The organism is Streptomyces sp. NPDC017890, assembly GCF_044328675.1.
Taxonomy (GTDB): domain Bacteria; phylum Actinomycetota; class Actinomycetes; order Streptomycetales; family Streptomycetaceae; genus Streptomyces.
Genome location: NZ_JBIRHU010000002.1, coordinates 282,125 through 306,072, shown reverse-complemented (window position 1 = coordinate 306,072; position 23,948 = coordinate 282,125). Strand labels below are relative to the sequence as shown.

At 71.8% G+C, this 23,948-nt stretch carries 25 protein-coding genes; 4 read left to right on the top strand and 21 right to left on the bottom strand.

The annotated features are described in order from the left end of the window. Positions 1-53 precede the first annotated feature (53 nt). The 6 genes from ACH4F2_RS04370 to ACH4F2_RS04345 form a co-directional block, all read right to left on the bottom strand. Positions 54-1,661 (bottom strand): alpha/beta hydrolase, encoded by a 1,608-nt coding sequence (locus ACH4F2_RS04370; protein WP_398131147.1) that lies wholly within the window; start codon positions 1,659-1,661, stop codon positions 54-56. Positions 1,662-1,924: 263 nt separating this feature from the next. Then, positions 1,925-2,386: an ATP-binding protein gene (locus ACH4F2_RS04365; protein WP_398131146.1), complete on the bottom strand. Its 462-nt coding sequence runs from the start codon at positions 2,384-2,386 to the stop codon at positions 1,925-1,927. Between the two features lie 164 nt (positions 2,387-2,550). After that, positions 2,551-3,498 (bottom strand): hypothetical protein, encoded by a 948-nt coding sequence (locus tag ACH4F2_RS04360; protein ID WP_398131145.1) that lies wholly within the window; start codon positions 3,496-3,498, stop codon positions 2,551-2,553. Positions 3,499-3,972: 474 nt separating this feature from the next. Then, complete coding sequence (locus ACH4F2_RS04355) at positions 3,973-4,965, bottom strand: hypothetical protein (RefSeq protein WP_398131144.1); 993 nt, start codon at positions 4,963-4,965, stop codon at positions 3,973-3,975. Then, positions 4,962-5,519 (bottom strand): DUF6932 family protein, encoded by a 558-nt coding sequence (locus ACH4F2_RS04350; protein ID WP_398131143.1) that lies wholly within the window; start codon positions 5,517-5,519, stop codon positions 4,962-4,964. The genes ACH4F2_RS04355 and ACH4F2_RS04350 overlap by 4 nt, the downstream gene beginning before the upstream one ends. A gap of 203 nt (positions 5,520-5,722) precedes the next feature. After that, positions 5,723-6,745, bottom strand: a complete 1,023-nt coding sequence (locus ACH4F2_RS04345) for a hypothetical protein (RefSeq protein WP_398131142.1) — start codon at positions 6,743-6,745, stop codon at positions 5,723-5,725. A 264-nt stretch (positions 6,746-7,009) separates the two neighbouring features. Here ACH4F2_RS04345 and ACH4F2_RS04340 point away from each other — a divergent pair, with 264 nt between their 5' ends. Together ACH4F2_RS04340 and ACH4F2_RS04335 are read left to right on the top strand one after the other, a co-directional pair. Continuing rightward, on the top strand, positions 7,010-7,846 hold the full coding sequence (locus tag ACH4F2_RS04340; protein WP_398131141.1) for a Scr1 family TA system antitoxin-like transcriptional regulator: 837 nt from the start codon (positions 7,010-7,012) through the stop codon (positions 7,844-7,846). Then, positions 7,843-8,049: a DUF397 domain-containing protein gene (locus ACH4F2_RS04335; RefSeq protein WP_398131140.1), complete on the top strand. Its 207-nt coding sequence runs from the start codon at positions 7,843-7,845 to the stop codon at positions 8,047-8,049. Before ACH4F2_RS04340 ends, ACH4F2_RS04335 begins: the two co-directional genes overlap by 4 nt. A 106-nt stretch (positions 8,050-8,155) precedes the next feature. Here ACH4F2_RS04335 and groL read toward each other — a convergent pair whose 3' ends face one another. The 4 genes from groL to ACH4F2_RS04315 form a co-directional block, all read right to left on the bottom strand. Beyond that, complete coding sequence (gene groL, locus ACH4F2_RS04330; RefSeq protein WP_398131139.1) at positions 8,156-9,781, bottom strand: chaperonin GroEL; 1,626 nt, start codon at positions 9,779-9,781, stop codon at positions 8,156-8,158. A 120-nt stretch (positions 9,782-9,901) separates the two neighbouring features. After that, positions 9,902-10,210 carry a co-chaperone GroES gene (gene groES, locus ACH4F2_RS04325; RefSeq protein WP_055418319.1) on the bottom strand — a complete coding sequence of 103 codons (309 nt, stop codon included), beginning with the start codon at positions 10,208-10,210 and terminating at the stop codon, positions 9,902-9,904. A 239-nt stretch (positions 10,211-10,449) separates the two neighbouring features. Beyond that, entirely contained in the window at positions 10,450-11,232 is a 783-nt protein-coding gene (locus ACH4F2_RS04320) for a polysaccharide deacetylase family protein (protein ID WP_398131138.1), read from the bottom strand. Next, on the bottom strand, positions 11,229-12,170 hold the full coding sequence (locus ACH4F2_RS04315; protein ID WP_398131137.1) for a polysaccharide deacetylase family protein: 942 nt from the start codon (positions 12,168-12,170) through the stop codon (positions 11,229-11,231). Before ACH4F2_RS04315 ends, ACH4F2_RS04320 begins: the two co-directional genes overlap by 4 nt. Between ACH4F2_RS04315 and ACH4F2_RS04310 the strand changes: the two genes are divergently transcribed. Next, on the top strand, positions 12,153-13,466 hold the full coding sequence (locus ACH4F2_RS04310) for a methyltransferase domain-containing protein (RefSeq protein WP_398131136.1): 1,314 nt from the start codon (positions 12,153-12,155) through the stop codon (positions 13,464-13,466). The genes ACH4F2_RS04315 and ACH4F2_RS04310 overlap by 18 nt on opposite strands. Here ACH4F2_RS04310 and ACH4F2_RS04305 read toward each other — a convergent pair. From ACH4F2_RS04305 to tsaB, 8 genes are all read right to left on the bottom strand, one after another. Next, on the bottom strand, positions 13,463-14,743 hold the full coding sequence (locus ACH4F2_RS04305; RefSeq protein WP_398131269.1) for an RNA polymerase sigma factor: 1,281 nt from the start codon (positions 14,741-14,743) through the stop codon (positions 13,463-13,465). The genes ACH4F2_RS04310 and ACH4F2_RS04305 overlap by 4 nt on opposite strands. Before the next feature lie 285 nt (positions 14,744-15,028). Next, entirely contained in the window at positions 15,029-15,385 is a 357-nt protein-coding gene (locus ACH4F2_RS04300) for a YciI family protein (protein ID WP_398131135.1), read from the bottom strand. A gap of 109 nt (positions 15,386-15,494) precedes the next feature. Next, a complete protein-coding gene (locus ACH4F2_RS04295) occupies positions 15,495-16,532 on the bottom strand; it encodes an LCP family protein (protein WP_398131134.1) in 1,038 nt (345 codons plus the stop codon). 306 nt (positions 16,533-16,838) lie between these two features. Beyond that, positions 16,839-17,891 (bottom strand): LacI family DNA-binding transcriptional regulator, encoded by a 1,053-nt coding sequence (locus tag ACH4F2_RS04290; protein WP_398131133.1) that lies wholly within the window; start codon positions 17,889-17,891, stop codon positions 16,839-16,841. A gap of 333 nt (positions 17,892-18,224) precedes the next feature. Then, on the bottom strand, positions 18,225-18,482 hold the full coding sequence (locus ACH4F2_RS04285) for a hypothetical protein (protein WP_398131132.1): 258 nt from the start codon (positions 18,480-18,482) through the stop codon (positions 18,225-18,227). Then, on the bottom strand, positions 18,479-19,606 hold the full coding sequence (tsaD, locus tag ACH4F2_RS04280) for a tRNA (adenosine(37)-N6)-threonylcarbamoyltransferase complex transferase subunit TsaD (RefSeq protein ID WP_398131131.1): 1,128 nt from the start codon (positions 19,604-19,606) through the stop codon (positions 18,479-18,481). The genes ACH4F2_RS04285 and tsaD overlap by 4 nt, the downstream gene beginning before the upstream one ends. Then, positions 19,599-20,153 (bottom strand): ribosomal protein S18-alanine N-acetyltransferase, encoded by a 555-nt coding sequence (gene rimI, locus ACH4F2_RS04275; protein WP_398131268.1) that lies wholly within the window; start codon positions 20,151-20,153, stop codon positions 19,599-19,601. Before rimI ends, tsaD begins: the two co-directional genes overlap by 8 nt. Before the next feature lie 59 nt (positions 20,154-20,212). Next, the gene (gene tsaB / locus ACH4F2_RS04270; protein WP_398131130.1) at positions 20,213-20,866 is read right to left on the bottom strand and encodes a tRNA (adenosine(37)-N6)-threonylcarbamoyltransferase complex dimerization subunit type 1 TsaB; all 654 of its coding nucleotides are present in this window, start codon (positions 20,864-20,866) and stop codon (positions 20,213-20,215) included. Positions 20,867-21,048: 182 nt separating this feature from the next. On the opposite strand from tsaB, the gene ACH4F2_RS04265 reads away from it, so the two are divergent. Beyond that, positions 21,049-21,606, top strand: coding sequence for a hypothetical protein (locus ACH4F2_RS04265; protein ID WP_398131129.1), 558 nt, complete (start codon positions 21,049-21,051; stop codon positions 21,604-21,606). A 64-nt stretch (positions 21,607-21,670) separates the two neighbouring features. Here the strand turns inward: ACH4F2_RS04265 and ACH4F2_RS04260 are convergent, their stop codons facing one another. The 3 genes from ACH4F2_RS04260 to ACH4F2_RS04250 all read right to left on the bottom strand — a co-directional run bounded on the left by ACH4F2_RS04260 (position 21,671) and on the right by ACH4F2_RS04250 (position 23,851). Further along, on the bottom strand, positions 21,671-21,865 hold the full coding sequence (locus ACH4F2_RS04260; RefSeq protein WP_398131128.1) for a hypothetical protein: 195 nt from the start codon (positions 21,863-21,865) through the stop codon (positions 21,671-21,673). A 141-nt stretch (positions 21,866-22,006) separates the two neighbouring features. Further along, positions 22,007-22,528 (bottom strand): tRNA (adenosine(37)-N6)-threonylcarbamoyltransferase complex ATPase subunit type 1 TsaE, encoded by a 522-nt coding sequence (gene tsaE / locus ACH4F2_RS04255; protein ID WP_398131127.1) that lies wholly within the window; start codon positions 22,526-22,528, stop codon positions 22,007-22,009. A gap of 90 nt (positions 22,529-22,618) precedes the next feature. Further along, positions 22,619-23,851, bottom strand: coding sequence for an alpha/beta fold hydrolase (locus ACH4F2_RS04250; RefSeq protein WP_398131126.1), 1,233 nt, complete (start codon positions 23,849-23,851; stop codon positions 22,619-22,621). Positions 23,852-23,948 lie beyond the last annotated feature (97 nt).

Here is a 23,948-nt window from a genome sequence, read left to right as displayed (position 1 = left end):
GCCCGACTCCCGCACGGCCCGGCTCCCGCAGGGAAGCACCGCGTTCGTGCGGGCTACTTCTGGGTGACGTCGGTGCAGTGGACGTCCTTGCGCGGCAGGTGGCCGGTGGCCAGGAAGCCGACGGTGGCCTTGTCGGCGCAGGCTGAGCCCGCGCCGTAGACGTAGTGCCCGCCGTTGTCGACGCCGACGAAGGCGGAGCCGTCGCCGAGGGACTTGTGCAGTCCGACGCCGCCTTCCCACGGCGTGGCGTTGTCCCGGCGGTTCTGCAGGATCAGGGTGTTGCGCGGGCCGCCCTCCGTGATCTTGACAGTCGCCTCAGCCGGCTTGTCCCAGTAGGCGCATGCCCAGATGTTGGCGGGCATGCCCGCGGTGAGCGGCCACTTCTCGCGGTCGGCGGTGGTGCGGGCGGCGTAGCCGTCGACGTCGTGCGGCCATTCGGCGTCGCCGCAGGTGAGAGCCATGAACATGGTGGCCTGGTTGTCCGCGGGGATGCCCGGGGACGTCGGTGTGGCGGCGAACACCTCCTTGAGAACCTCGTTGTCGGCGGCCGTGGTGCTGCCGTGGCTCAGGTTGTCGGCGGCCTTCCAGAACTTGGCGAGCGTGGGAAGGGTGTCGTTGTGCTGAAGCAGGGCGTAGGTCATGTTCCGCAGCAGCGCCCCGTCCAGCGGCACCGGTGCGCCGGGCATCACCGCGGGCGTGCGGTCGAGCCGGTCGGCGAGGGTGAGGTAGGTGTGGGTCACCTCCGCGACGTTCGTGCCCAGCTTGAGGGTGTCGGCCTGCGCCGCGGCGACGCGGGCGGCGTCGGGGAACCGGTCGGCCATGCCCTTGCCCCAGGTGTCCGCCACCTGGTTGGCCCATACCTTGGTGGGGTCGACGTTGCCTTCCAGGACCATCCGGTCGGTGTGCTTCTGGAAGAGGGAGCGGTATACGGAGCCGAGGTAGGTGCCGTAGGACTGGCCCCAGTAGGAGATCTTCTTCTCACCGAGCGCCTGGCGGATGCGGTCCATGTCGCGGGCGGTGTTGGCGGTGCTGTAGTGCCGCAGGGTCTTGCCCAGCGTGTCGGCGCACTGCTTGGCGGCGGCTTTGGCGAGGGTCACGTTCTTGGTGATCGAGCCGTCCGCGGCAGGATAGGGGAAGAGCCCGGCCACGCTGGGGTCCTGCAGACCGCAGCTCTGCGGGGTGCTGTGTGCGACGCCGCGCGGATCGAAACCGATCAGGTCGTAGCGGTCCAGCACGGACTTCGGCAGTGTGGACGCCATGGTTTCGGGCATGCCGAGACCGCCCAGGGCCGGCCCGCCGGGGTTCAGCAGCAGAACACCATGTCGTTTCCCGGGCTTTGCGGTGGACAGCCGGGAGACCGCCACGTCGATCTTCTTGCCGCCCGGGTCCTGGTAGTCGAGTGGCACCTTCAACGTGCCACAGGCCAGGTGGGGGTCACGGGGCTGTCCCTCGGGCAGGGGCGGGCACTTGCCCCAGGTGATCTTGGCGTCGCCCGTGGTCCCGCCGACGCTCTTGCCGGAGACCTCGGCCGGTTGCGAGTCCTCGGCCTCGGCACTGCACGCGACCAGCGCGGCGCCTCCCAGCGTGGAAACCAGCAGGGCTGCGGCGATCCGGCGGCCCCTGGGGAAACCGTGCTGCGCGGAACTGCGTGTCGCGGTCATGGTGTTGTCCTCTGCTACGCGGCTGGTCGGCCTTGTCCGGCCGTTGTGCTCACGTTTCGAGTCAACAAGACACCACCGGTGGCGCGCGTCACCCCAGAGAGGACAATGACACGTAGCTCGCTCGGGGGACCGGTCCTGGGCTCCGGCTCTGAGAGGGCGTTGCTGAGCATTTTCAGCCGCCCGGGGTCGCCGGGAGGGAGCGGAAGGATCCCGGAGGGAGGCGTGGAACACCGGGCGGGGCGCTGGAGGGCGCCGGTCGGGGCTCAGAGGGCGTGGCGGAGGGAGTCGGCCGTCACCACGGCCCACACGGTCTTCCCCGGCGCGCCCGGCCGCTCGGCCACGCCCCACTCCTCGGCCAGCACCGACACCAGGGCCAGCCCGCGCCCGTCCTCCGCGAGGGGGCGGCCGGTCGGTGCGAGCTGTGGCCGTCCCTCCCCGCGTACGTCGCTCACCTCCACCAGGACGCGCCCCGCGCCGTCGTGAGCCAGCCGCAGCTCGGCATCCCGCCCCGGCACCCTCCCGTGGGTGACCGCGTTGGCCGCCAGCTCGCCCACGACCAGTTCCACGGCGTCATGGACCGGTGTGCGGTACGGCCACCCCCAGCGGTCCAGCTGGTGCGAGGCCAGCCGCCGGGCCAGGCGGGCGCCGCGCGGGGTGGCGCTGAAACGGAGGGTGAAGGAGGCGGCGACCGAGAAGGAGGTGACGCCGGTGAAAGCGGTGGTCATGCGTTGAAGATTCCGCTCGGAGGACCTGTCTGACCAGGCGTTCCGGCCTTACGGCAGGCATCTGTAGTGGTCGGCCCACCGGCTGTCGGGGTGGTCGGACCGGCGACCGCCGGACTGCCTCGGTGACGCGAGGTGACGAGAGGCGGCGCGTCACCGAGGAGCCGTCACAGCAACCCGCTCAGCGGCAGTACGCGCTCGGCGAGCCGTCCTCGCAGCCTTCCTCCGGCGGTGTCGGCCTCCGTGAGCCAGTCGGCGGTGACCAGCAGTCCGGCGTGCTCGGCGACCTCCTCGGGTCGCAGCGCGCAGAACGAGGCGACCGTGTCCAGCGCGAGACCGTCGCCGCCGTCCTCGCCGGCGTCTCCGAGGCGCCCGGCGGGATGGCTGTGGGCGGCGGTGTACACGGCGAGGAGCCGGGTGGCGGCGCCCGCCTTCTTCTTCCGGAGCTTCCGGTCGCCCACCACCCTCTGCGCCCATCCCGAGAGCCTCGCCCGGGTGACCTTGCCGAAGGAGAACGGGCGGGGCTCGGCGGGCAGCAGCGAGGGGACCGTGACCTGGGTGGGCTCCTCGGGCCGGGACGTCAGCGCGTCGTCGGCGGAGACGTCCTCCGGCAGCCGCAGCCAGCCGACGTCGACCAGCTCCTGGAGCACCCGTTCGGCATCTCCCTGCAGCCAGCCGCTGAGGTCCTGCCCGGTGACGTTGCCGATGCCGGCCCGCGCGGCCCGCAGGGTGAGCATCAGCACCGCGAGCCGCGCCCCGGCCTCGGGGAGCGGAGAGCCGACCCGGACGTGCTCCAGCACACTGCGGGCGTGGACGGCCTGGCCCCGGGTCAGCAACCGCTCGACCGCCGGCCCGCTCCCGTCCACCGGGACACCGAGGCGGTTGGCGTTCATCTCGCGGGTGGTCCGCGCGGCCGCCGCTGCCCGGTCCGCTTCTTCCCGCAGGGACGCGTCGTCGGTGACGGCGGCCCACGCGGCGAAGGCGCGGGCCTTGCGGTCGTGGAGTTCGGCGAGGACGGCGAGGTCCGGTTCGGGGCGCTGCTGATACGCGCGGAACGCGTCCCCGAGTTCGGTCAGCTCCAGCCGCAGCACGTCGGGCTGGAGGTCGTCGGGCACGATCCGCTGCGCGATCTTCGCCCATCGTCCCGCGCTCGGTGACCCGGCAGGGACACCGCCGGGCCGGGGACGCGGGGTGGGCCGGGCGCGGGGGACAGAGGCAGCCTTGGCACCGACGGCGCCGGGGCCCGCCGAGGCAGGGGCCGACGAGGCAGGGGCCGACGGCGACCCACTGCCGGGAGCGTGGGAGAACATCGCCGACCCCCCGCCGGCCTCCGCCCCCCGGCCCGTCTTCACCCTTTCCGTACGCCCCCTGCCGATGCCGTCCACGAACAGCTCGCCCCCGTCACCAGTGCCCGCGTTCACGCGACGCCGCCCTCTCCCTAGCCGAACCTGCGACCTCCCGCCCGCTGCGGGCGCAGCCACCTGACGTTACGTCGCCCGGCCACGAGGCCGGCCACAGACGGAGGTGGATCACACGTTCGGGTGACGCTCTGCTCCCGCGTAAGCCGACCGTTCACGGAGAACACGGTGTCAGCTCGTGTGCAGGGCCAGACGGAGTACGACATAGCTGTGGTGCTCGCGTCCGTGCGGTGAGCGGACGGTTGACACGAGGACCTCAGCAGTGATCCGACGGTTCGCGTAGGCACTCAGCAGGCTGGTGACCTCATGATCCACGCGCGCAGTGATGACGGCCCCGTCGGCCGTCTCGATCTCCACCGTTCCCCGCAGCACGCTGCCGCCGACGAGCCTGCCCGCCAACCGTTCCGAGTGCTCCTCGGGCTGCGCGGCGCGCAGCGCGTCCCGGCACCGCTGGGCGTTTCGTGAGCCGAGGCGGGAGGCACGCACCCCGTTGTACGGCGAACTCCAGGTCAGGCTGACATCGGTGCCCGAGTCAGCGAGTACCTCTGTCAGGTCGGCAAGACGATTGAAGACCCGCCCACCCAGGGGCAGCGCTGTCTCGATCACCGCGTCGATGGCTCCTGGGCCTGCCTCCGCCCGGTCGGTGATGTCAAGGACAGTCCCCATCGCACGGTCCAGCAACGACTCCGTCGAGGCCACCTCCAGTAGCGGTAGCTCGTCCTCGTCTGTCGGTGCTTCCTCCAGGACCATGCCGTACGACGAGGGATAGGTCGCTGCGGCATAGAGCCGTGTTGCTTTTCGGACGGCTTGCGGCAACGGCCCGTAGTCGTGTGTGGGGCGACTCTCATCGAGGGCGTGGGCGACGGTGGTGACGGCCTCCTGGAAGGAGGTCAGCCACTGTCCGAGCACGGACGACTCCATGCGATGTTCCCGGACGGGCGTCCCTTCGAGGGCCAGCCGGAGTGATCGCCGAGCCGTACCGGCTTCGGCGCTGCTGCTGGTGGTGCATCCCACGGTCTGCAGTAGCTTGCGCCGCTGTGCCGCAGCGAATTCATCTGCTGACCGCACCGGATGACGACCGTCTGCTTTGCCACGGTTGGCCTGCATCCAAGCCCTCAGGGCCTCCTTGTCCGAGGGGTCGGGCAGGTTCTGCGGACTGTTCACAGCAGCACCTCCACATATCCTCGCCGGGCCCCTTCGGGGATACCCTTCTGCCCGCTCCGGCAGCGCTGCCAGACCTCGTCATAGACTCCGAGGCTCTCGAAAACTTTGTGGTCGCTGGGCGCCATGGCCCCAGTCACCCCCAGGGAGCGGAAGTCCTCCGTCTCGGGAAGGCAAAGGACGTATGCGTCCACTCGCATGTCGTGGCGCGTGCACCAGTCCTTGGTGCCCAGATTGTCAAGGTAGTCAATCGTGTCGGCGTCCGCCATCGCCAGGGCGTATGCGTCTGGAGGTATGAGGTAGGTGACGTCGACGTCCTCGGGATTCACTTTGCCACTGACGAAGCTTCCGGCGAGCCATAGCCGACCCACCGCTCCGGTGGTGAGTTCCACCATGGCGTAGTGGGTCTGCAGCTCCCCGAAGAGGTCGCTGCGCGTGGACGAGTCCGTGAAGTACGCCGCCTTTACCAGTTCCGACTCGACTTCGCCCCAGGTCAGCGGAAACCTGCCCGGGGGAGGACACTCCGTGACGGGATCGAAGGTGGGTAGCGGTGACATACATGCCCTTTGGTCAGGTGGTGAACGCAGAGTCAACCTAATGGATCTCCCTGTGACGCGTGGGCCGAATGCGTGAGCGCGTGGCAAAGCCGCCGGCCCGCCGGAAGGGCACTGTCAAAAAGACCCGCGGCCAGTACGCCGGTCATGAATGCGCCCTGTACCCGGGGGGTAGATCGGCTTCATGAAGGACGGCTGGAGCTGCTTCAGCCGGCGGCTCGGCCGGTCGGACGGGAGTTGACGGTCGGGCGGCTTGCGCAGCGCGGGCAGCGGGTTTCGTCTGCCACGGGCCTGAAGAGCAGCGGTTGCACGTGGTCGCCCGCGCACTCGCGGGTGCCTGTGAGGCGGCTGGACAGGTGGGGGCCTGGGGGTTGCTGGGCGGGGCGATCGTTCGCGTGCGGTGACGTGGTGGTCGCGTGCTGGGGCTGAGGCGGCGGTGGTGGCGGTACGTCGCGGAGCAGGTGGCGCAGGAGGCCGCCGGGGCGGTGGACGGGGGTGCCGTCGTCGGGGAGGCCGCGCAGGATGTGCGTACGGACGGCGGTGAGCGGGTGCCCTGCGGCCAGCCAGCGGGCGGTGAGGCGCGTCAGCTCGGGGCGCATGGCGCGGGGGATGTGGTGCAGGTCGGGAGAGAGGGCAGGGAGAGCGTCGACGAGGGTGCGGGCTGCGGTGAGGTGGGGCTCCGAGGGTGCGTCGCCGTCCGGCTCCGGGGCCTGGGCTTCGGCTTCGGGCGGTGCGGGGGGCCTGGGGGGTTGGTTGGCGGTGTTTCCCTCACGGTCTTGAAGTGGATAACCGTCGGTGCGCGGAGGGGTCGGTTCACCGACGGCCGGTGAACGACGACCCGGTGCGGGCTGCGGCGGCGTCACGCGTTCGGTGGTGGTCGTCCCGGCCGGGCCCACGGGCATCTGGGCGAGTAGCTTGACGGCTTCGGCGTCGCTCAAGGGGACGCTGGACAAGAGCTGTTGGGTGATCCAGAGGCCGCCGGGCCCCTGGAGCCGCCGCTCGTGCACGAAGCCCTCGTCCTTGAGCTGCCGCTTGGCCCGGGTGAAGGCGCAGCCGCCGATGCGGGCGCGTTCAGCCGTACGGGAGAGGGATTCGCGGGTGCCGGGCGGGAGGGAGAGCTGCCAGGTCAGGAGGCGAACGGCGTCGGACGTCAGCCGGGGGTGCCGGATGAGGTCGTGCGAGAACTGAGTGAAGGCGCGCGGGGGCGCGATAAAGTGCCGGTAGATCACGGTGGAGGCCTATCTCCCACTGGTGGTTCAGGCCCTTGCCGACGGGTCCTACGCCGTCGGTGAGGGCTGCTTTGTGTCTTGACGCTGAGATGGACGGTAGCTCACGCAGCGTGCGCGCGTCGACGCGTTGAGTGAAGAAAGCTTTCACTGGCCGGTGTTCACCCACACGAGGCAACTTGCCCGCTCACTGCCCCTGTTGACGCACGCGCGTCCTAGCCTCCGGTTACGGAGAGTGGCTGGACAGCGCCAGGAGAGTGAGGCGGCATGGACGCGGGAGCGGACGTGGGTGGGACGGAACCGGACTCCAGCGGGCAGTTCCTGCGCTGCTTCGGCCGACAGGTGAAACTGCTTCGGGAGGTCGCGGGGCTGACGCAGGCGCAGTTGGGGGCACACGTCGGATACGGCGAGGCGCAGATCGCGGCGGTGGAGCAGGGGCGGCGCATCCCGAAGCCTGAGCTGGTCGACGCGGTGGATCGGGTGGTAGGGGCGCGCGGGGTGCTGGTGGCGATGAAGGAGGAGGTGGCGAAGGCTCGGTATCCGTCGTTCTTCCGACGGTTCGTGAGCCTTGAGGCCGAGGCCGCTGAACTTCACGCCTACGACATCCACTTGGTCAACGGACTGATCCAGTCCGAGGACTACATGCGGGCAGTCTTCACCATGTGGCGACCGTTGCTGGACCATGAGGTCATTGAGCAGCGTGTGGCAGCACGCTTGGAGAGGCGAAAGCTCTTCTCCCGGCGTCCCGCCCCGTTACTGAGCTTCGTCATCGAAGAGCAAGTACTTCGTCGGCCCGTGGGTGGCGGCTCGGTGCTGCGGGGCCAGTTGGAGCACCTGCTGCTCTACGGGCATGAACGCAACATCGAGATCCAGGTCATGCCTATGGAGCGCGACGAGCACGCGGGCCTCGGCGGTGCATTTACGTTGATCCACCTCGAAGACGAGCGCAGGATTGGGTACATGGAAGTACAGGAGGCGAGCATCCTGTACACCGCACCCAAGAAGGTCGGGCCCTTGGAAGCAACGTACGGCGTTCTCCGGGCGCAGGCACTTACTCCTCGGGAGTCGCTGGCCTTCATCGAGAAGCTGTTGGGAGAGCTATGAAGGCACGCAGCCCCGAGCCTGCCGCCGATGGACTGAGCTGGTACAAGAGCAGCTACAGCTCCGGCAGCGGCGGTCAGTGCGTTGAGGTCGCCGACGCCGGTCCGGCCGTTCTGATCAGGGACTCCAAGCAGCCAGGCGAGGGCACCCTCAGTGTTGGTACCCGTCCCTGGGCGGCATTCGTGGGGATGGCCGCGCGCGGCTGATACGACGACGAGGGGCGGACGCGCTCGCCGTGAACGCGCGGTGCCCGGCACCCCCGTAGGGGTGCCGGGCACCGTCGGCTCTGTTCAGCTCAGCTCAGCGCTGCGCTCAGTGCGAGTGGCCGTGGCCGTGGCCCGCGGCGGCCGGCTCTTCCTCTTCCTTCTTCTCGACGACCAGGGTCTCGGTCGTCAGGAGGAGGGAGGCGATGGAGGCGGCGTTCTCCAGGGCGGAGCGGGTGACCTTCACCGGGTCGATGACGCCGGCCTTGACCAGGTCGCCGTACTCGCCGGTGGCGGCGTTGAAGCCCTGGCCCTTTTCGAGCTCGGCGACCTTGGAGGTGATGACGTAGCCCTCCAGGCCGGCGTTCTCCGCGATCCAGCGCAGCGGCTCGACGGCGGCGCGGCGGACGACCGCGACACCCGTGGCCTCGTCGCCGGTCTTGCCGAGGTTGCCCTCGAGGACCTTGACGGCGTGGACCAGCGCGGAGCCACCACCGGAGACGATGCCCTCCTCGACCGCGGCGCGGGTCGCGGAGATGGCGTCCTCCAGACGGTGCTTGCGCTCCTTCAGCTCCACCTCGGTGGCGGCGCCGACCTTGATCACGCACACGCCGCCGGCCAGCTTCGCGAGGCGCTCCTGGAGCTTCTCGCGGTCCCAGTCGGAGTCCGTGTTCTCGATCTCGGCCTTGATCTGGTTGATGCGGCCCTCGACCTCGTCGCGCTTGCCGGCACCGTCGACGATCGTGGTGTCGTCCTTGGTGACGGTGATGCGACGGGCGGTGCCGAGCACCTCCAGGCCGACCTGGTCGAGCTTGAGGCCGACCTCCTCGGAGATGACCGTGGCGCCGGTGAGGACGGCCATGTCCTGGAGCATCGCCTTGCGGCGGTCGCCGAAGCCGGGGGCCTTGACGGCCACCGCGTTGAAGGTGCCGCGGATCTTGTTCACGACGAGGGTGGAGAGCGCCTCGCCCTCCAGGTCCTCGGCGATGATCAGCAGCGGCTTGGAGGCACCCGCCTGGATGACCTTCTCCAGCAGCGGCAGCAGGTCCGCGATGGAGGAGATCTTGCCCTGGTTGATGAGGATGTAGGGGTCCTCCAGGACGGCTTCCATGCGCTCCTGGTCCGTCACGAAGTACGGCGACAGGTAGCCCTTGTCGAAGGCCATGCCCTCGGTGAAGTCCAGCTCCAGACCGAAGGTGTTGGACTCCTCGACGGTGATGACACCGTCCTTGCCGACCTTGTCCATCGCCTCGGCGATCAGCTCGCCGACCTGCTGGTCCTGGGCGGACAGCGCGGCCACGGCGGCGATGTCGGACTTCTCCTCGATCGGGCGCGCGGTGGCGAGGAGGTCCTCGGACACGGCGGCGACGGCCGCGTCGATGCCCTTCTTCAGCAGCGCCGGGGAGGCGCCGGCGGCGACGTTCCGCAGGCCCTCGCGGACCAGCGCCTGGGCCAGGACGGTGGCGGTGGTGGTGCCGTCACCCGCGATGTCGTTGGTCTTGGTCGCCACCTCCTTCACCAGCTGGGCACCGAGGTTCTCGTACGGGTCCTCGATCTCGACCTCGCGGGCGATCGTGACACCGTCGTTGGTGATGGTCGGGGCGCCGAACTTCTTGTCGATGACGACGTTGCGGCCCTTGGGGCCGATCGTCACCTTCACCGTGTCGGCAAGCTTGTTGACGCCGCGCTCGAGGGCGCGACGGGCGTCCTCGTCGAACTTCAGGATCTTCGCCATGGGAGCGTGAGCCCTCTTCCGGAAATCTTGGGGTTATACGGCACTGCGCCCCCGGCACCCGGCTTTTTTATGGTCGCGGGAGCCAGGGGCGCAGCTGGAAAGCAAGGTGCTTCGGGTGAACTACTTCTCGACGATCGCGAGCACGTCGCGGGCCGAGAGGACGAGGTACTCCTCGCCGTTGTACTTCACCTCGGTGCCGCCGTACTTGCTGTAGAGCACGACGTCGCCGACGGTGACGTCGAGCGGAAGACGGTTGCCGTCCTCGAAGCGGCCCGGGCCGACGGCCAGGACGACGCCCTCCTGGGGCTTCTCCTTCGCCGTGTCCGGAATGACCAGGCCCGAAGCCGTGGTCTGCTCGGCGTCGAGCGGCTGGACCACAATGCGGTCCTCGAGCGGCTTGATGGCAACCTTGGAGCTGGTGGTCGTCACGATCCGACCTCCCCCTTCGGAGATCTCACGGGGTTAACTGTCTGAGGTGGCGACCAGGTGGATCCGTCGTCGCGGGTGCCGGACCTGCCCGTCGCGTCATTGGCACTCTCCAGTGGGGAGTGCCAGAGCCGAGACTATGACCGCGATTAGCACTCGGTCAAGCGGAGTGCCAATGTCGGCTGCGCGTCGGGGGGATCTTGTACCGAACCGGCGCCGACGTCGGCGTCGCAGTCGCCGCGTCAGAGGTAGTCCCCCAGGCGTCCCACCCGCAGACCCTGCTCCTCGATCTCCTCCAGCAAACGTCCGGTGCGCGCGCTCACGCCCACGCCCGTCGGGTGGTCCGGGTCGACGGACACGATGTCGCCGGGGCGGAGGCGGTGGTCGCCGCGGGTGTAGGTGAGACCGCCGTCGGCGTTCAGGGTCGCCCGCCACATGACCACGGCCGTGATGCCGCAGTCGGCGGCGGCGCGCAGGGTCGTGGTGTCGTACGTGCCGTAGGGCGGGCGGAAGAGGTGGGGGCGGACGCCGAAGCGGGACCTGAGCTTGGCCTGCTGGCCGCAGATCTCGGCGCGCTGGCCGGCGTAGGGCAGGCCGCGCAGGGACCGGTGGTCGAGGGTGTGGTTCTGCAGGTTCGCGCCGACCGAGCGCAGCCGGGCGAAGTGGCCGTACGCCGGTCCGGCGACGGTGTCGGTGAGGAACAGGGTGACCGGGAGGCGGTGTTCGCGGACGAGGCCGGCGAAGTGCGGGTCGCGTTCGGCGCTGTCGTCGAAGGTGAGGAAGACGACCGGGTCGGTGGTGCGGACCCGGTCCACGACGGGCGGCAGGGCCTGTTCCCGCCCGCTGCCCTGACTGCTGCCCGGCCCGTTGCCCTGGCCCCCCGCCCGGGCCTGTTCCGCGACGGGCGGGTGTTCGGCAGGGCCGGTGGACCGGGCGCAGCCGGTGAGCAGTACGACGGTCAGGGCGGCTGTGGCGACCCGGGCGGCCATGGCGGCTCCGGTCGGCCGGAGCCGCCCGCGCCTCACAGGTAGTCCTCCAGCCGGGCCACGGCGTATCCCTCCGCCGTCACCTTGTCGAGGAACTCGCGGACCATGTCGCGCATGGTGCCGCCCCAGTCCTCCTCGCCCCGGAAATGGGTGAGGACGATGTCGCCGGGGTGGATCTCGCGGTCCCACTCGCGGTAGTCCCAGTGGTCGGCGAAGACCTCCTCGTTCCAGATCGGGGCGTACTCGATGCCGCAGGCCTTGGCGGCGCGCAGGGTGTCGCGGTTGTAGTTGCCGTAGGGCGGGCGGAAGAGGGTCGGGCGCTTGCCGTAGCGCTCCTCGATCACGTCCTGCATGCCGCAGATCTCGCGCTTCTGCTCGGTGTAGGACAGGCCGGGCAGGTAGGGGTGGTGGAGGGTGTGGTTGTTGAGGGTGACTCCGCGGTCCTGCATCTTCGCGAAGTAGCCGTAGTCGTCCTTCGCCAGGTAGTCGCTGATGAAGGCGGTGTACGGGATCTTCAGCTCGCTCATCATCCGCAGGAACGCCGGGTCCTTCTCGGCGCCGTCGTCGATGGTGAGGAAGACGATCTTCTCCTCGGTGGGGATCGAGGTGAAGACGGGCGGGAGGTTCTGCTGGCCGTCCACCTCGAAGCCCTCGCGGGCCTTGATCTCCGGCTTCTTCGCGGGGGGCGGGGGTGCCGTCAGCGGGACCCTCTTCAGGTTCCAGCGCTTCGCGGCGGCGGCCCGGGCGGCCTGGGCAGCGCCCAGCTCGGACGCGTACTCGTCGAGCGCGCGGGCCGGGGGCGCCTGCAGGGGCCGGCCGGTGGCGCCCGGCCCCTGGGTGGCGTCCTGCGCACAGCCGGAGGACGCGAGGGCGGCGACGGCGAGGGCGGCGAGGCCACCGCGCGTCCGGAGCCTCGGAGAGGACGCCCGGAACACTCCGCACGCCCGGCTTTTGTCGGTTTGTACGACTGCTCGCATGGTGCCGGATCCTCGCAGCACCCGGCCCGCTCACCCCGCCCGACACCGCGCCGGAGGCACACCGTCCACCGACTGGCCCACAATGTTGCGGTGAACGACCTCGACGCCCTCCTCGCCCTGCTCACCCCCGAAGGCCGCGCCCTCCTCGACGAGGTGCGCGACACCGACCCCGCGCGGGAGCTGGCGGTCGCGACCCGGCTGCGGCGCACGCACCCGGCCGAGCTGGTGTCCGCGGCGCTCGGACAGGCACGGCTGCGGCAGCGGGCGGTGGCGAAGTTCGGTGCCGAGGACGCCGGGCGGATGTTCTTCACGCCCAACGGGGTCGAGCAGTCGACGCGGGCGAGTGTGGCCGCGTACCGGGCCGGGCGGATGTCGGCGCTGGGCGTGACCTCCGTCGCCGACCTGTGCTGCGGGATCGGCGGCGACGCGATCGCGCTCGCCCGGGCCGGGATCCGGGTGCTGGCCGTGGACCGGGACCCGGCGACCGCGGCGGCGGCCCGCGCCAACGCCGAGGCGCTGGGGCTGGCCGAGCTGATCGAGGTGCGCGAGGCGGATGTGACGGAGGTGGAGACGAGTGGGTACGACGCCGTGTTCGTCGACCCCGCACGGCGCGGAGGGCGGGGAAGGATCTTCGACCCGGAGGCGTACTCGCCGCCGCTGTCCTGGGCCGTCGAGGCGGCCCGTACGGCCTCCCGCGCCGCCGCGCTGAAGGTCGCGCCCGGCATTCCGCACGAGGCGGTGCCCGAGGACGCCGAGGCCGAGTGGATCTCCGACGGCGGGGACGTGAAGGAGGCGGTGCTGTGGTTCGGCGGCGCGCCGGGGGCGGTGGCGCCCGAGACGGTGGCGCCGGGGGCGGTGCGGGCCACGCTGCTGCCGGGGCCCCGCACCCTGCTCGGCACCGGCCTGCCCGACCCGGAGGTCCGCACCCCCGGCCGCTACCTGTACGAGCCGGACGGCGCCGTCATCCGCGCCCATCTCGTCGCCGAGGTCGCCGAACAGGTCGGCGGCGGACTGCTCGACGCGACGATCGCGTACGTCACCGCGGACGAGCTGCTGCCGACGCCGTACGCCACGGCGTACGAGATCACCGACCGGATGCCCTTCAACGTCAAGAAGCTGAAGGCGCTGCTGCGGGAGCGCCGGGTCGGCAGCCTGACCGTGAAGAAGCGGGGCTCGGCGGTAGAGCCGGAGGAGCTGCGGCGGAAGGTCAGGCCGCAGGGGCCGAACGCGGCGACCGTGTTCATGACCCGGGTCGCGGGGGCGCCGACGATGCTGATCGGACACCCCGCCCGCTAAGCGGTGTCCGTCTCCCGTACCCGGCGCAACAGGAGCGCCTGTTCGCGTGCGTTGCGGGCCAGGGAGGCGGCGCGCTCGAACTCCGTGCGTGCCTCGGCCGTGCGGCCCAGCCGGAGCAGGAGGTCGCCGCGGACGCTGGGGAGCAGGTGGTAGTCGCGCAGGGCCGGTTCGGCGGCGAGGGCGTCCACGAGGACGAGTGCCGGGGCCGGGCCCTCGGCCATCGACACGGCCACCGCGCGGTTGAGTTCGACGACCGGGGACGGGGCACGGGCCGCGAGCAGGCCGTAGAGCGCGGCGATGCGGGGCCAGTCGGTCTCCTCGTACGTGTACGCCGTCGCGTGGCAGGCGGCGATCGCGGCCTGGAGGACGTACGGGCCGGGGCCGCCGGAGCCGGTGGTGGCATGGGCGTGGTCGAGGGCGGTGATGCCGCGGGCGATGAGCATGCGGTTCCAGCGGCGGCGGTTCTGGTCCCTGAGCAGGACCGGTGCGCCGTCGGGGCCGGTGCGGGCGGCGGTGCGGGACGCCTGGAGCTCCAGCAGGGCCGTCAGTCCGTGGACCTCGGGCTCCTTGGGCATCAGCGCGGCCAGCACCCGGGCCAGGCGCAGGGCGTCCTCGCACAGGGCCGGGCGGAGCCAGTCGTCGCCTGCGGTGGCCGCGTACCCCTCGTTGAAGATCAGGTAGATGACCTCCAGGACCGAGCCGAGGCGGGCCGCGCGGTCCGGACCGTAGGGCACTTCGAAGGCGACGTTCTTGCGGGCCAGGGTGCGTTTGGCGCGCACGACGCGCTGCGCGACCGTCGCCTCGGGGACGAGGAAGGCGCGGGCGATCTCGGGGGTGGTGAGGCCGCCGAGCAGGCGGAGGGTGAGGGCGATACGGGCCTCGGCGGACAGCACCGGGTGGCAGGCGGTGAAGACCAGCCGCAGCAGGTCGTCGTCGATGTCCTCCGGGTCGGCGGGCTCCTCGGGCGGCGGTGCCGCGGCGGGCAGGTCGCGGCCGATCTCCGCCAGCTTGCGGGCGTAGTTCTCCCGGCGCCGGATCAGGTCGACGGCACGGCGGCGGGCGGTGGCCATGAGCCAGGCGCCCGGATTGTCGGGCACGCCGTCTCTCGGCCACTGCTCCAGGGCCGCGAGCATCGCGTCCTGCGCGAGTTCCTCGGCGATCCCGACGTCCCGGACGAGACGGGCGACGCCGGCGATGACGCGGGGCGACTCCAGGCGGAAGACGGTATCGAGGGCCTCGGTGGCTTCGGTGAGCTCGGTGGGCTCCGTGGCCTCGATGGCTTCGGTGGGCTCCGTGGCCTCGATGGCTTCGGTGGGCTCCGTGGCCTCGATGGGCTCGGTGGGCTCCGTGGCCTCGGTGGGCTCGGTGGGCTCCGTGGCCTCGGTGGGCTCGGTGGGCTCCGTGGCCTCGATGGCTTCGGTGGGCTCCGTGGCCTCGGTGGGCTCGGTGGGCTGTGGTCGCACAGCCCACCATGCAACACCCTCGGGCCGCCGGGGCAAAGCCGGGCCCCGGCTCTCCGTGGTCAGCTCCTCGCGGTCACTTCTCCGTGGCCGGCTACGCGGTCAGCCCTCCATGAGCTCCCGGACCTCGCAGGTCACCGTCCAGTGCTCCTCGTGCACCTTCAGGAAGCGCTTGGTCCACTCGACCGCCTCGGCCTTGTCCTTGGCCTGGAGGAGCGAGTAACCGCCGATAACCTCCTTGGACTCGGTGAAGGGCCCGTCGGTGACGGACAGCCGGCCGCCCTCGTAGTGGACGCGGGTGCCCTGGGCCGTCGGGGTCAGCCCGGCGGTGTCGAGCAGCACGCCGGCCTTCGTCATCTCGTCCATCAGCTTCTCCATGCGCTGCACCAGTTCGGGGCTGGGGCCGTCGGGGAGGGCGTCGTTCTCCTCGATCCGGATGAGGGACAGGTAGCGGGGCATGGTGGCTCCTCGGGTCGGGTCGGGGCCGGGTCCTTCCCGGCCTCTCACCCCGTGCGTCGAACGGGAGGACCGTGGATCGACACGCGTCCCGGAATTTTCCGGAGATTTCTCAGCGCAGCGATTCCCACAGGTCAGCGGCGTCCGGCTCCCGGGCCACCACCCGGTTGGCGTCCCAGGGCGCCGGCAGGACCGGCATCGTCACCGTGCGTACGTCGTCCGCCGACAGGCCCCCGAGGCTGCGGCCGAGGCTCATCAGCTCGCCCAGCGAGTCCAGGCCGGTGTCGGTGGTGAGGCTGCCGGTGACCGCGTCGGCGACCTGGTACAGCCGCGCCGGGTCGGTGAGCAGGTCGGTGGCCGACATCTGCTCCAGCAGCGCCAGGACCAGCTTCTGCTGGAGCTCGATGCGGGCGAGGTCGCTGCCGCCCTCCAGGCCGTACCGGGTGCGGGCCAGGCCGAGGGCCTCGGTGCCGTCCAGGTGGTGGGTGCCGGCGTCCAGGTGCAGGTGGCTCTTGTCGTCGTCTATGTCCACGTCCGTGGTGACCGTGACCCCGCCGAGCGCGTCGACCAGCTTGGCGAAACCGGAGAAGTCGATCTCGATGTAGTGGTCCATGCGGACACCGGTCATCGACTCGACGGTCTTGACCGCGCAGACCGGCCCGCCCAGGGCGTAGGCGGTGTTGAACATCGCGCCGCTCGCCTCCCGGGACTCGTCGCCGGACGGCAGCGGGCAGGACGGGCGGGTGACGAGCGTGTCGCGCGGGATGCTGACGACGGTGGCGGCGGCCCGGCCCGCGTCGAGGTGGACGACCATCGCCGTGTCCGAGCGGGCGCCCTCGCTGTCACCGCCGCCGAGTTCCTGGTTCTCCTCACCGCTGCGCGAGTCCGAGCCGAGGACCAGGACGTTCAGGGCGCCGGTGGGCTCCGGGGACGCGTCGGGCGAGGCGGACGGGACGGTGACCGGCCGCACGGGACGGTCGTCGCCGAGCGCGCCGTCGATGTCGACGCTCCGGATGTTGCCGTTCAGGTGCCAGTAGGCCCATCCCGCGGCAGCGGCCCCGAGCAGCAGGGCACCGGCCAGGACGAGGCCGGCCGCCTTCAGCCCCCTCGAACGCCGGCCCGGCCCGCCCAGCCCGTCCCGCGCAGCCATGCGTCCGCCCCCGCCCGTGCCGGTCCCGTTCGCGTCCCCACCCGAATGCCCCATCGGGAGGAACATAAGTCCGAATTACTGGGAACGGGCATACCCGGGTCGTCATTCTGCGGAAATTCTCAGACTTCTCAGGCTTCGGAGGACGTCGGGGCGTCGGGGCGTCGGGGCGTCGGGGCGTCGGGGCGTCGGGGCGTCGGCGGGCAGGCTTCCAGGCGCTGACGGCCGGCTCCGGAGGCGTCGACGGCCGGCTCCCGAGGCGTCGGCGGGCGTCGGAGATTCCCGGAATCCGGAAGAGTTCCCGAACGGTCAGACCACCGCGGGCGCCCCCGTACTGCTGCGCACCTCCAGGCTGGTGGCCAGCTCCACCCGGGTCGCCGCCGCGGAGCCGTCGTCGCGTCCGAGGTCCAGGACCAGCCGGGCCGCCGCCTCCGCCATCTCCATGAGCGGCTGCCGTACGGTCGTCAGCGGCGGCCCCACCCAGCGGGCCACCGGCAGGTCGTCGAACCCGACCACGCTCAGGTCCTGCGGGATGCGCAGCCCCAGCTCGCGCGCGGCCTCGTACAGGCCGAGTGCCTGGAGGTCGTTGCCGGCGAAGACGGCGGTCGGCCGGTCGGGGCGGCGGAGCAGTTCCAGGCCCTGCCGGTAGCCGGCCTCGTGGTGGAAGTCGCCGGTCATGATCAGGTCCGGGTCGACGGGCAGCCCCGCCGTCTCCAGTGCGGCCCGGTAGCCGTCGATGCGGGCGCGGCTGCACATCATCCGGGTGGGGCCGCTGATCGCGCCGATGCGGGTGTGGCCGAGGTCGATCAGGTGCCGGGTGGCGGCGAGTCCGCCCTGCCAGTTGGTGGCGCCGATGGACGGCACGTCGGCGCCCGGGTCGCCGGCCGGGTCCATCACCACGAACGGGATGGAGCGGCTGGTGAGCAGGGCCCGCTGGGACTCGTCGAGGCCCGACAGGACGAGGATCACGCCGTGCGGGCGGCGGGCTGCGACCTGGTCGGCCCAGGTCCGGCCGGGCGTGAGGCGGCCCGCGCTCTCGGAGAGGACGACGCTGAGGCCCGTGTCCCGGGCCACGTTCTCCACGCCTCGGATGACCTCCATCGCCCAGGCGCTCTCCAGCTCGTGGAAGACCAGGTCGATCAGGGGCGAGCGGGTCGACTCGGCGCGCCGGCGCCGGTAGCCGTGGCCGCGCAGCAGCTCCTCCACGCGGGCCCGGGTGGCGGGGGCGACGTCGGCGCGGCCATTGAGGACCTTCGAAACAGTCGGCGCCGACACACCGGCCTCACGCGCGATCTCGGCGAGGGTCGCGGTCTGCGCGGACCGCCTTTGCGTCCGCGTTTCAGCGGGCTGCGGGGATGTCATGGCGGCGATCGTATCCCTGTGCGCCTTCTTGACGCAGCCTCCGGTGAGCCACGGGCTCTCGGATCATTCGTTTCGATTGACGAAACTTTCGCTTCCGGGTCGCGGACGGTGTTCCGGCAAGAGGCGGGCGGCCGGGCGGGACGCGCCGTGCGGCGTTCACTCCCCTCGCTGGTACCGGCCCCGGTGCGGGAGGCGTGGTGCGCCCTGCTGCCCTTGGCATCGGCCGTCGACCGGGGTCCGCGGGCTGTGGTCATCGCCGTCCGGGAGCGCCTGGCGGGCCTGCTGCCGTGGCGGAGGTCCACGGTGGGGAACGTGGGACTCGTGACCCCCCGGTCAGTGGGCGGCCACCGACTCGAAGCGCCACCGGTGGACCGCCCGCGTGACCAGGTCACCGTCCGGCTCGGGAAGTTCCGGCAGTTCGGCGTCGTAGTCGGCGTCCCACCAGGTGATGACGAGGACCCGGTCCTGCGGGGCACGCAGGACCTCCCTGCGCAGGGGGGTGCCGTCGAGCGGCTGCGCCCGCGCCCAGGCCAGCAGTTCCTCGCCCCGGCCGGGCTCGGCCCGCGCCTCCCACATCAGCGCGACGGTCACGGGTACAGGTTCTCCTTGCTGACCTCGTGCACATGGTCATGGCCGTGGTCGTGGCCGTGGTCGTGGCCGTGCGGGTGGCCGTTCCCGGGGACGTGCGGTTCCGTCACCGGCAGGGAGGAGTCGGCCGACAGGTCCCAGTCCGAGGCGGCCCGGCCCCGGGCGACCATCTCCGCGCCGAGCGCCGCCACCATCGCCCCGTTGTCCGTGCACAGCTTCGGCCGCGGCACGCGCAGCCGGATGCCGGCGGCCTCGCAGCGCTCCTGGGCGAGGACCCGCAGCCGGGAGTTGGCGGCCACGCCGCCGCCGATCATCAGGTGGTCGACGCCCTGGTCCTTGCAGGCCCGCACCGCCTTGCGGGTCAGCACGTCCACGACCGCCTCCTGGAAGGACGCCGCCACGTCCCGCACCGGCACCTCCTCCCCCGCCGCCCGCTTCGCCTCGATCCAGCGGGCCACGGCCGTCTTCAGCCCGGAGAAGGAGAAGTCGTACGCCGCGTCGCGCGGGCCGGTCAGTCCGCGCGGGAACGCGATCGCCTTCGGATCGCCCTCGCGCGCGTACCGGTCGATGACGGGGCCGCCGGGGAAGCCCAGGTTCAGCACACGGGCGATCTTGTCGAAGGCCTCGCCGGCCGCGTCGTCGATGGTGGCGCCCATCGGGCGGACGTCGGAGGTGATGTCCGTCGACAGCAGCAGCGAGGAGTGCCCGCCGGAGACCAGCAGCGCCATCGTCGGCTCCGGCAGCGCGCCGTGCTCCAGCTGGTCGACGCAGATGTGCGAGGCGAGGTGGTTGACGCCGTAGAGGGGCTTGCCGAGGGCGTAGGCGTACGCCTTCGCCGCCGAGACGCCGACCAGCAGCGCGCCGGCGAGTCCGGGGCCCGCGGTGACGGCGATGCCGTCGAGGTCGCGCGCGCTCACCCCCGCCTCCTTCAGGGCGCGGTCGATGGTGGGGACCATCGCCTCGAGGTGGGCGCGGCTCGCCACCTCCGGCACGACCCCGCCGAAGCGGGCGTGCTCGTCGACGCTGGACGCGACGGCGTCGGCCAGCAGGGTGGTGCCGCGCACGACACCGACGCCGGTCTCGTCGCAGGAGGTCTCGATCCCCAGAACGAGGGGTTCGTCAGCCATGGTTGTCGGTTCCTTGTACGGAGTCGGCGCCCGCGGCGGGACCGCCACCGGGCGCTGTGGTCAGTCGCATCACCAGGGCGTCCACGTTGCCCGGCTGGTAGTAGCCGCGTCGGAAACCGATCGCCTCGAAGCCGAAGCGCTCGTACAGCCGCTGTGCGCGGGTGTTGTCCACCCGGCACTCCAGCATCACCTCGGCGCACTCGAAGGCGGTCGCCGCCCGCAGCAGTTCGGCCAGCAGCCGCCCGCCGAGCCCGGTGCCCCAGTGGTCGCGGGCGACGGCGATGGTCTGCACGTCGGCCTGGTCGCCGGAGGCGACGAGGCCCGCGTACCCGACGATCCGGGCGCCGCCCTCACCGTCCGCGCCGCCCTCACCGTCCGCGCCGTCCGCGCCGTCCGCGCCGGGGGCCTCGGCGACGACGTACCTCCGGGTCGCCCCGGGGCCGCGCGCGTGGGCCAGCTCGGACCAGAACATGCCCCGCGACCAGGCGTCCTCCGGGAACAGCTCGCGTTCCATCCGGAGCACGGCATCGATGTCCCACCAGCGCATCTCGCGCAGTTCGGGCCGCGCGGGCTGCGCGGGCGAGGTCACGGGCTCGGTCGCTCCGGTCACTTGGGGGTGACCACCTTGTAGTTCTTGGGGACCTGGGCGTCGGGCCGGCGCAGGTACAGCGGCCGGGGCGCGGGCAGTTCCCCGCCCGCCGCGAGCCTCTCGGCCGCCAGGCACGCCAGGGCCGAGGCGGACACGTGCTCGGGCTCGTGCGCCTTCGGGAAGGTGTCCGGGTACAGCAGCGCGCCCGCGCCGACGGCCGGGAGTCCGGCCACCTGCTCGGCGATGTCGGCGGGGCGGTCGACGGCCGGGTCGGTGAGGCGGGTGCGGGAGTCGGCGTACCGGGCCCAGTAGACCTCCTTGCGGCGGGCGTCGGTCGCCACCACGAAGGGGCCTTCCAGGTCGGCGGCGTAGGCGAGGCCGTCCAGCGTGCACACGCCGTGCACGGGCACGCCGAGCGCGAGTCCGAACGTGTCCGCGGTCATCAGGCCGACGCGCAGCCCCGTGTACGGGCCGGGGCCGGTGCCGGCGACGATGCCGGTGACGGCGTCGAGCCCGAGGCCGGCCTCGGCGAGCACCCGGTCGACGGCGGGCAGCAGCAGCTCCCCGTGCCGGCGTGCGTCCACCTGGCTCGACGAGGCGATGACGTCCGTACCGTCGTGCAGCGCGACGGTCACGGCGGGCGTGGCGGTATCCAGAGCGAGCAAGAGCACGCAAACAGCCTACGGCGCCGCGGGGCCCGTGCCGGACGCCCGCCGGCCGGCCCGGCACCGCCGGCCCGCACGGGCCCGTACCGGCCCGAAGCACCCCGTGTCGCCCGGAGCGATCGAATGATCACCGAGTGCTACCGTCGCCGGGGAACGGATGCACGAGTACGACGACGAGGTGGTCGCCAGTGGTAAGCAGCAGCGCCGGTCTCGTCGCCGGCCTCACCGCGGCGGCCCTCGCGACGATCGGCTACCTCGGCCACCAGGCGTCGACCGGCGCCCCGGCGGCCGAACCCGGCCGGACCCACGCGAGCGGCACGCCCGCCCCCGGCGCCTCCAAGGCACCCCGCGACCGGCGGCGCCCCGACGCCCTGCCCGCGGGGTCCGGGAGGGGTGAACGGGTGGTGTACTCGGTGGACGCCGACCGGGTGTGGCTGGTCGGCCCGGACAACACGGTCCGGCGCACCTTCCGGGTCACGCCCAGCGTGGTCGACCCGGCACCGGGCGCCTACGCGGTCACGTCCCGTTCCGCACGGGTCACCGGGTCCGACGGCATCCCGGTCGAGCACGTCGTGCGCTTCACCAGCGTCGGCGGCGTGGCCATCGGGTTCAGCGCGGCGGTGGACGGCTCCATGGCGAAGCCCGACCCGGGCCGGCGCACCGGCGGCATCCGGGAGACGCGCGCGGACGGCGACGCGATGTGGAAGTTCGCGACGGTCGGGCAGCCGGTCGTCGTCGTCCCCTGAGACGCCGGGAGCCGTCCGTCCGTACGGACCGCACGGGACGTACGAGCCGCACAGGCCACGCGGATCAGGCGGCCTCGCGGTGCTCCCGTACGGGGCGGCACGTCTCCGGCTCGGGCGCGCGCGGCGGCGTCGAGATCACCGACGCGGCGGCGCAGGACGCGAGCAGGTCGTGCATCGAGACTCCGGCGGGCGCGGGCGACTGCGGCCGCTGCCGGGTCTGCGACCGCGACTGCTGCGACTGCGGCTCGGTCTCTGACATGAACGCCTCCTGAAGGTCGGGGGCGGGGCGTAGTTAGGCATGCCTAACTACGGGCTGGGTACCATGTGACCACGCGCGACACCCGGAACGCAATATCTTCCCGACACGTTGTCGGAACGCCTCCCGGAAGAAAACCCGGATTCAGCCGGTGAGCACGCTCAGGTCGGCCGCGGCCCAGCGCTCACCGACACCCGTGAGCGTCACGTGCCGCACCTCGTCGGTGGTGTCGCCGACGGCCCGGTCGATCCGGAGCCGCAGCCGGTCGTCGGTCAGCTCCTCGACCTTGCCCTCGCCCCACTCCACCACGATCACCGAGTCGGGCAGGGAGACGTCGAGGTCGAGGTCCTCCATCTCGTCCAGGCCGCCGGACAGCCGGTAGGCGTCGACGTGGACGAGCGGCGGTCCGTCGCCGAGGGAGGGGTGCACGCGGGCGATCACGAAGGTCGGGGAGGTGACGGCGCCGCGTACGCCGAGGCCCTCGCCGAGCCCCCGGGTCAGCGTCGTCTTGCCCGCACCCAGCTCCCCGCTGAGCATCACCAGGTCACCGGCGCGCAGCACCTTGGCGAGCCTGCGGCCCAGTTCCCGCATCTGCTCCGGGGAGGTGACGGTGATCTCGGCCGGGCCGGATTCCGACGGGGTGTTCCACTTCGCGCTTTCTTCCATCGTCACTCACTTGCAGTAGTAGGCTTGTCACACCCCGCAAGGGGTCGGTTCGGGCCGGACCGCAGCCGGAAGGCTGGAAGCCGCTTCCGCTCAGGAAGAGGCGGAGTCACAGCCGTCAACCGTAGCGGTGGACGGTACCGCCCCAGCGCGGGCGAGCAGATCGGCGAGGCGGTCGGTGACGACTTCCGGGTGCTCCAGCATGACCAGGTGCCCGGCGTCCGGTACCAGCACCAACTCGGCGCCCGGCACGATGTCGGCGATCTCCTCGCTGTGCTCGCTCGGCGTGACCAGGTCCCGCACGCCGGCCAGGACGAGGACGGGCAGGCCGGTGAAGTGGGCGAGCGCCTCGGTCTTGTCGTGGTCGTTGAAGGCCGGGTAGTACTCGGCGACCACGTCGATCGGCGTCGACTCGATCATCCGCTCGGCGAACCGGGCCACGGCCGGGTCGACCTCCCGGGACGCGAACGAGTACCGCTTGATGATCCCGGCGAACAGGTCCGCCGTCGCCCGCCGCCCCTTCTCCACCAGCTCGGCCCGCTGCCCCAGCGCCTTCAGCACGCCCGGGAGCACCCGCCGGACCGCGTTGACACCGGCCACGGGCAATCCGAAGTTGACCTCACCGAGCCGCCCGGAGGACGTGCCGACGAGCGCGACGCCGACGACCCGCTCGGCGACCAGGTCGGGGAACCCGTCGGCCAGGGCCATCACGGTCATGCCGCCCATGGAGTGCCCGACCAGCACGATCGGGCCTTCGGGCACGGCCGCGTCGATGACGGCCTTCAGGTCCCGGCCCAGGTCCTCGATGCTGATCGGCCGGCCGTCCCGCACCTGCGACACGCCACGGCCGGACCGGCCGTGGCTGCGCTGGTCCCAGTGCACGGTGCGGACGACGCCCCTGAGTGCCTCCCGCTGGAAGTGCCAGGAGTCCTGGTTGAGGCAGTACCCGTGGCTGAAGACGACCGTCACGGGAGCGGGTGCCTTACGGCCGAACAGCCGCCGCCGACGCCGGGTGAGCGCGGACTCCGTCTCCGGGTCGACGTCGTCGACCTCGTAGTACAGCTCGGTGCCGTCGTCGGCGTAGGCCTTGCCCGGGGTGCCGCGCAGTCCGCCGTACGGGCCCGCCGAGTCGAGGGCGAGCCGGGCCTTCTGGCGTATCCCTCGACCGACGGTGAGCCGTTCTATCGCCACGCCGGCCGCGGCGCCCGCCGCGACCACGCCTATCGCGACACCGGCGATGCCGGTCGCCCGGCGCCAGCCGCCGGCGGCCGCGTCCGTGGCGGAGACGACGGCCGCAGCGACAGCCTCCGCGTTGCTCTCGCTCACGTACCGCTCCTCTTCGCCGGGCCGTCCCGCGGTTCCCCGCTGGTTGCCGATTGCCCGCTGGTCGTTGCTTCACCTGAACGCGTGGCGTGCACGTCAC

Coding starts and splice junctions, on each gene's coding strand:
- ACH4F2_RS04370 (WP_398131147.1), bottom strand. CDS start 1,661: ATGACCGCGACACGCAGTTCCGCGCAGCACGGTTTCCCCAGGGGCCGC.
- ACH4F2_RS04365 (WP_398131146.1), bottom strand. CDS start 2,386: ATGACCACCGCTTTCACCGGCGTCACCTCCTTCTCGGTCGCCGCCTCC.
- ACH4F2_RS04350 (WP_398131143.1), bottom strand. CDS start 5,519: ATGTCACCGCTACCCACCTTCGATCCCGTCACGGAGTGTCCTCCCCCG.
- ACH4F2_RS04340 (WP_398131141.1), top strand. CDS start 7,010: ATGGACGCGGGAGCGGACGTGGGTGGGACGGAACCGGACTCCAGCGGG.
- ACH4F2_RS04335 (WP_398131140.1), top strand. CDS start 7,843: ATGAAGGCACGCAGCCCCGAGCCTGCCGCCGATGGACTGAGCTGGTAC.
- groL (WP_398131139.1), bottom strand. CDS start 9,781: ATGGCGAAGATCCTGAAGTTCGACGAGGACGCCCGTCGCGCCCTCGAG.
- ACH4F2_RS04315 (WP_398131137.1), bottom strand. CDS start 12,170: ATGCGAGCAGTCGTACAAACCGACAAAAGCCGGGCGTGCGGAGTGTTC.
- ACH4F2_RS04300 (WP_398131135.1), bottom strand. CDS start 15,385: ATGCCCCGCTACCTGTCCCTCATCCGGATCGAGGAGAACGACGCCCTC.
- ACH4F2_RS04295 (WP_398131134.1), bottom strand. CDS start 16,532: ATGGCTGCGCGGGACGGGCTGGGCGGGCCGGGCCGGCGTTCGAGGGGG.
- ACH4F2_RS04290 (WP_398131133.1), bottom strand. CDS start 17,891: ATGACATCCCCGCAGCCCGCTGAAACGCGGACGCAAAGGCGGTCCGCG.
- tsaD (WP_398131131.1), bottom strand. CDS start 19,606: ATGGCTGACGAACCCCTCGTTCTGGGGATCGAGACCTCCTGCGACGAG.
- rimI (WP_398131268.1), bottom strand. CDS start 20,153: ATGCGCTGGTGGGACATCGATGCCGTGCTCCGGATGGAACGCGAGCTG.
- ACH4F2_RS04260 (WP_398131128.1), bottom strand. CDS start 21,865: ATGTCAGAGACCGAGCCGCAGTCGCAGCAGTCGCGGTCGCAGACCCGG.
- tsaE (WP_398131127.1), bottom strand. CDS start 22,528: ATGGAAGAAAGCGCGAAGTGGAACACCCCGTCGGAATCCGGCCCGGCC.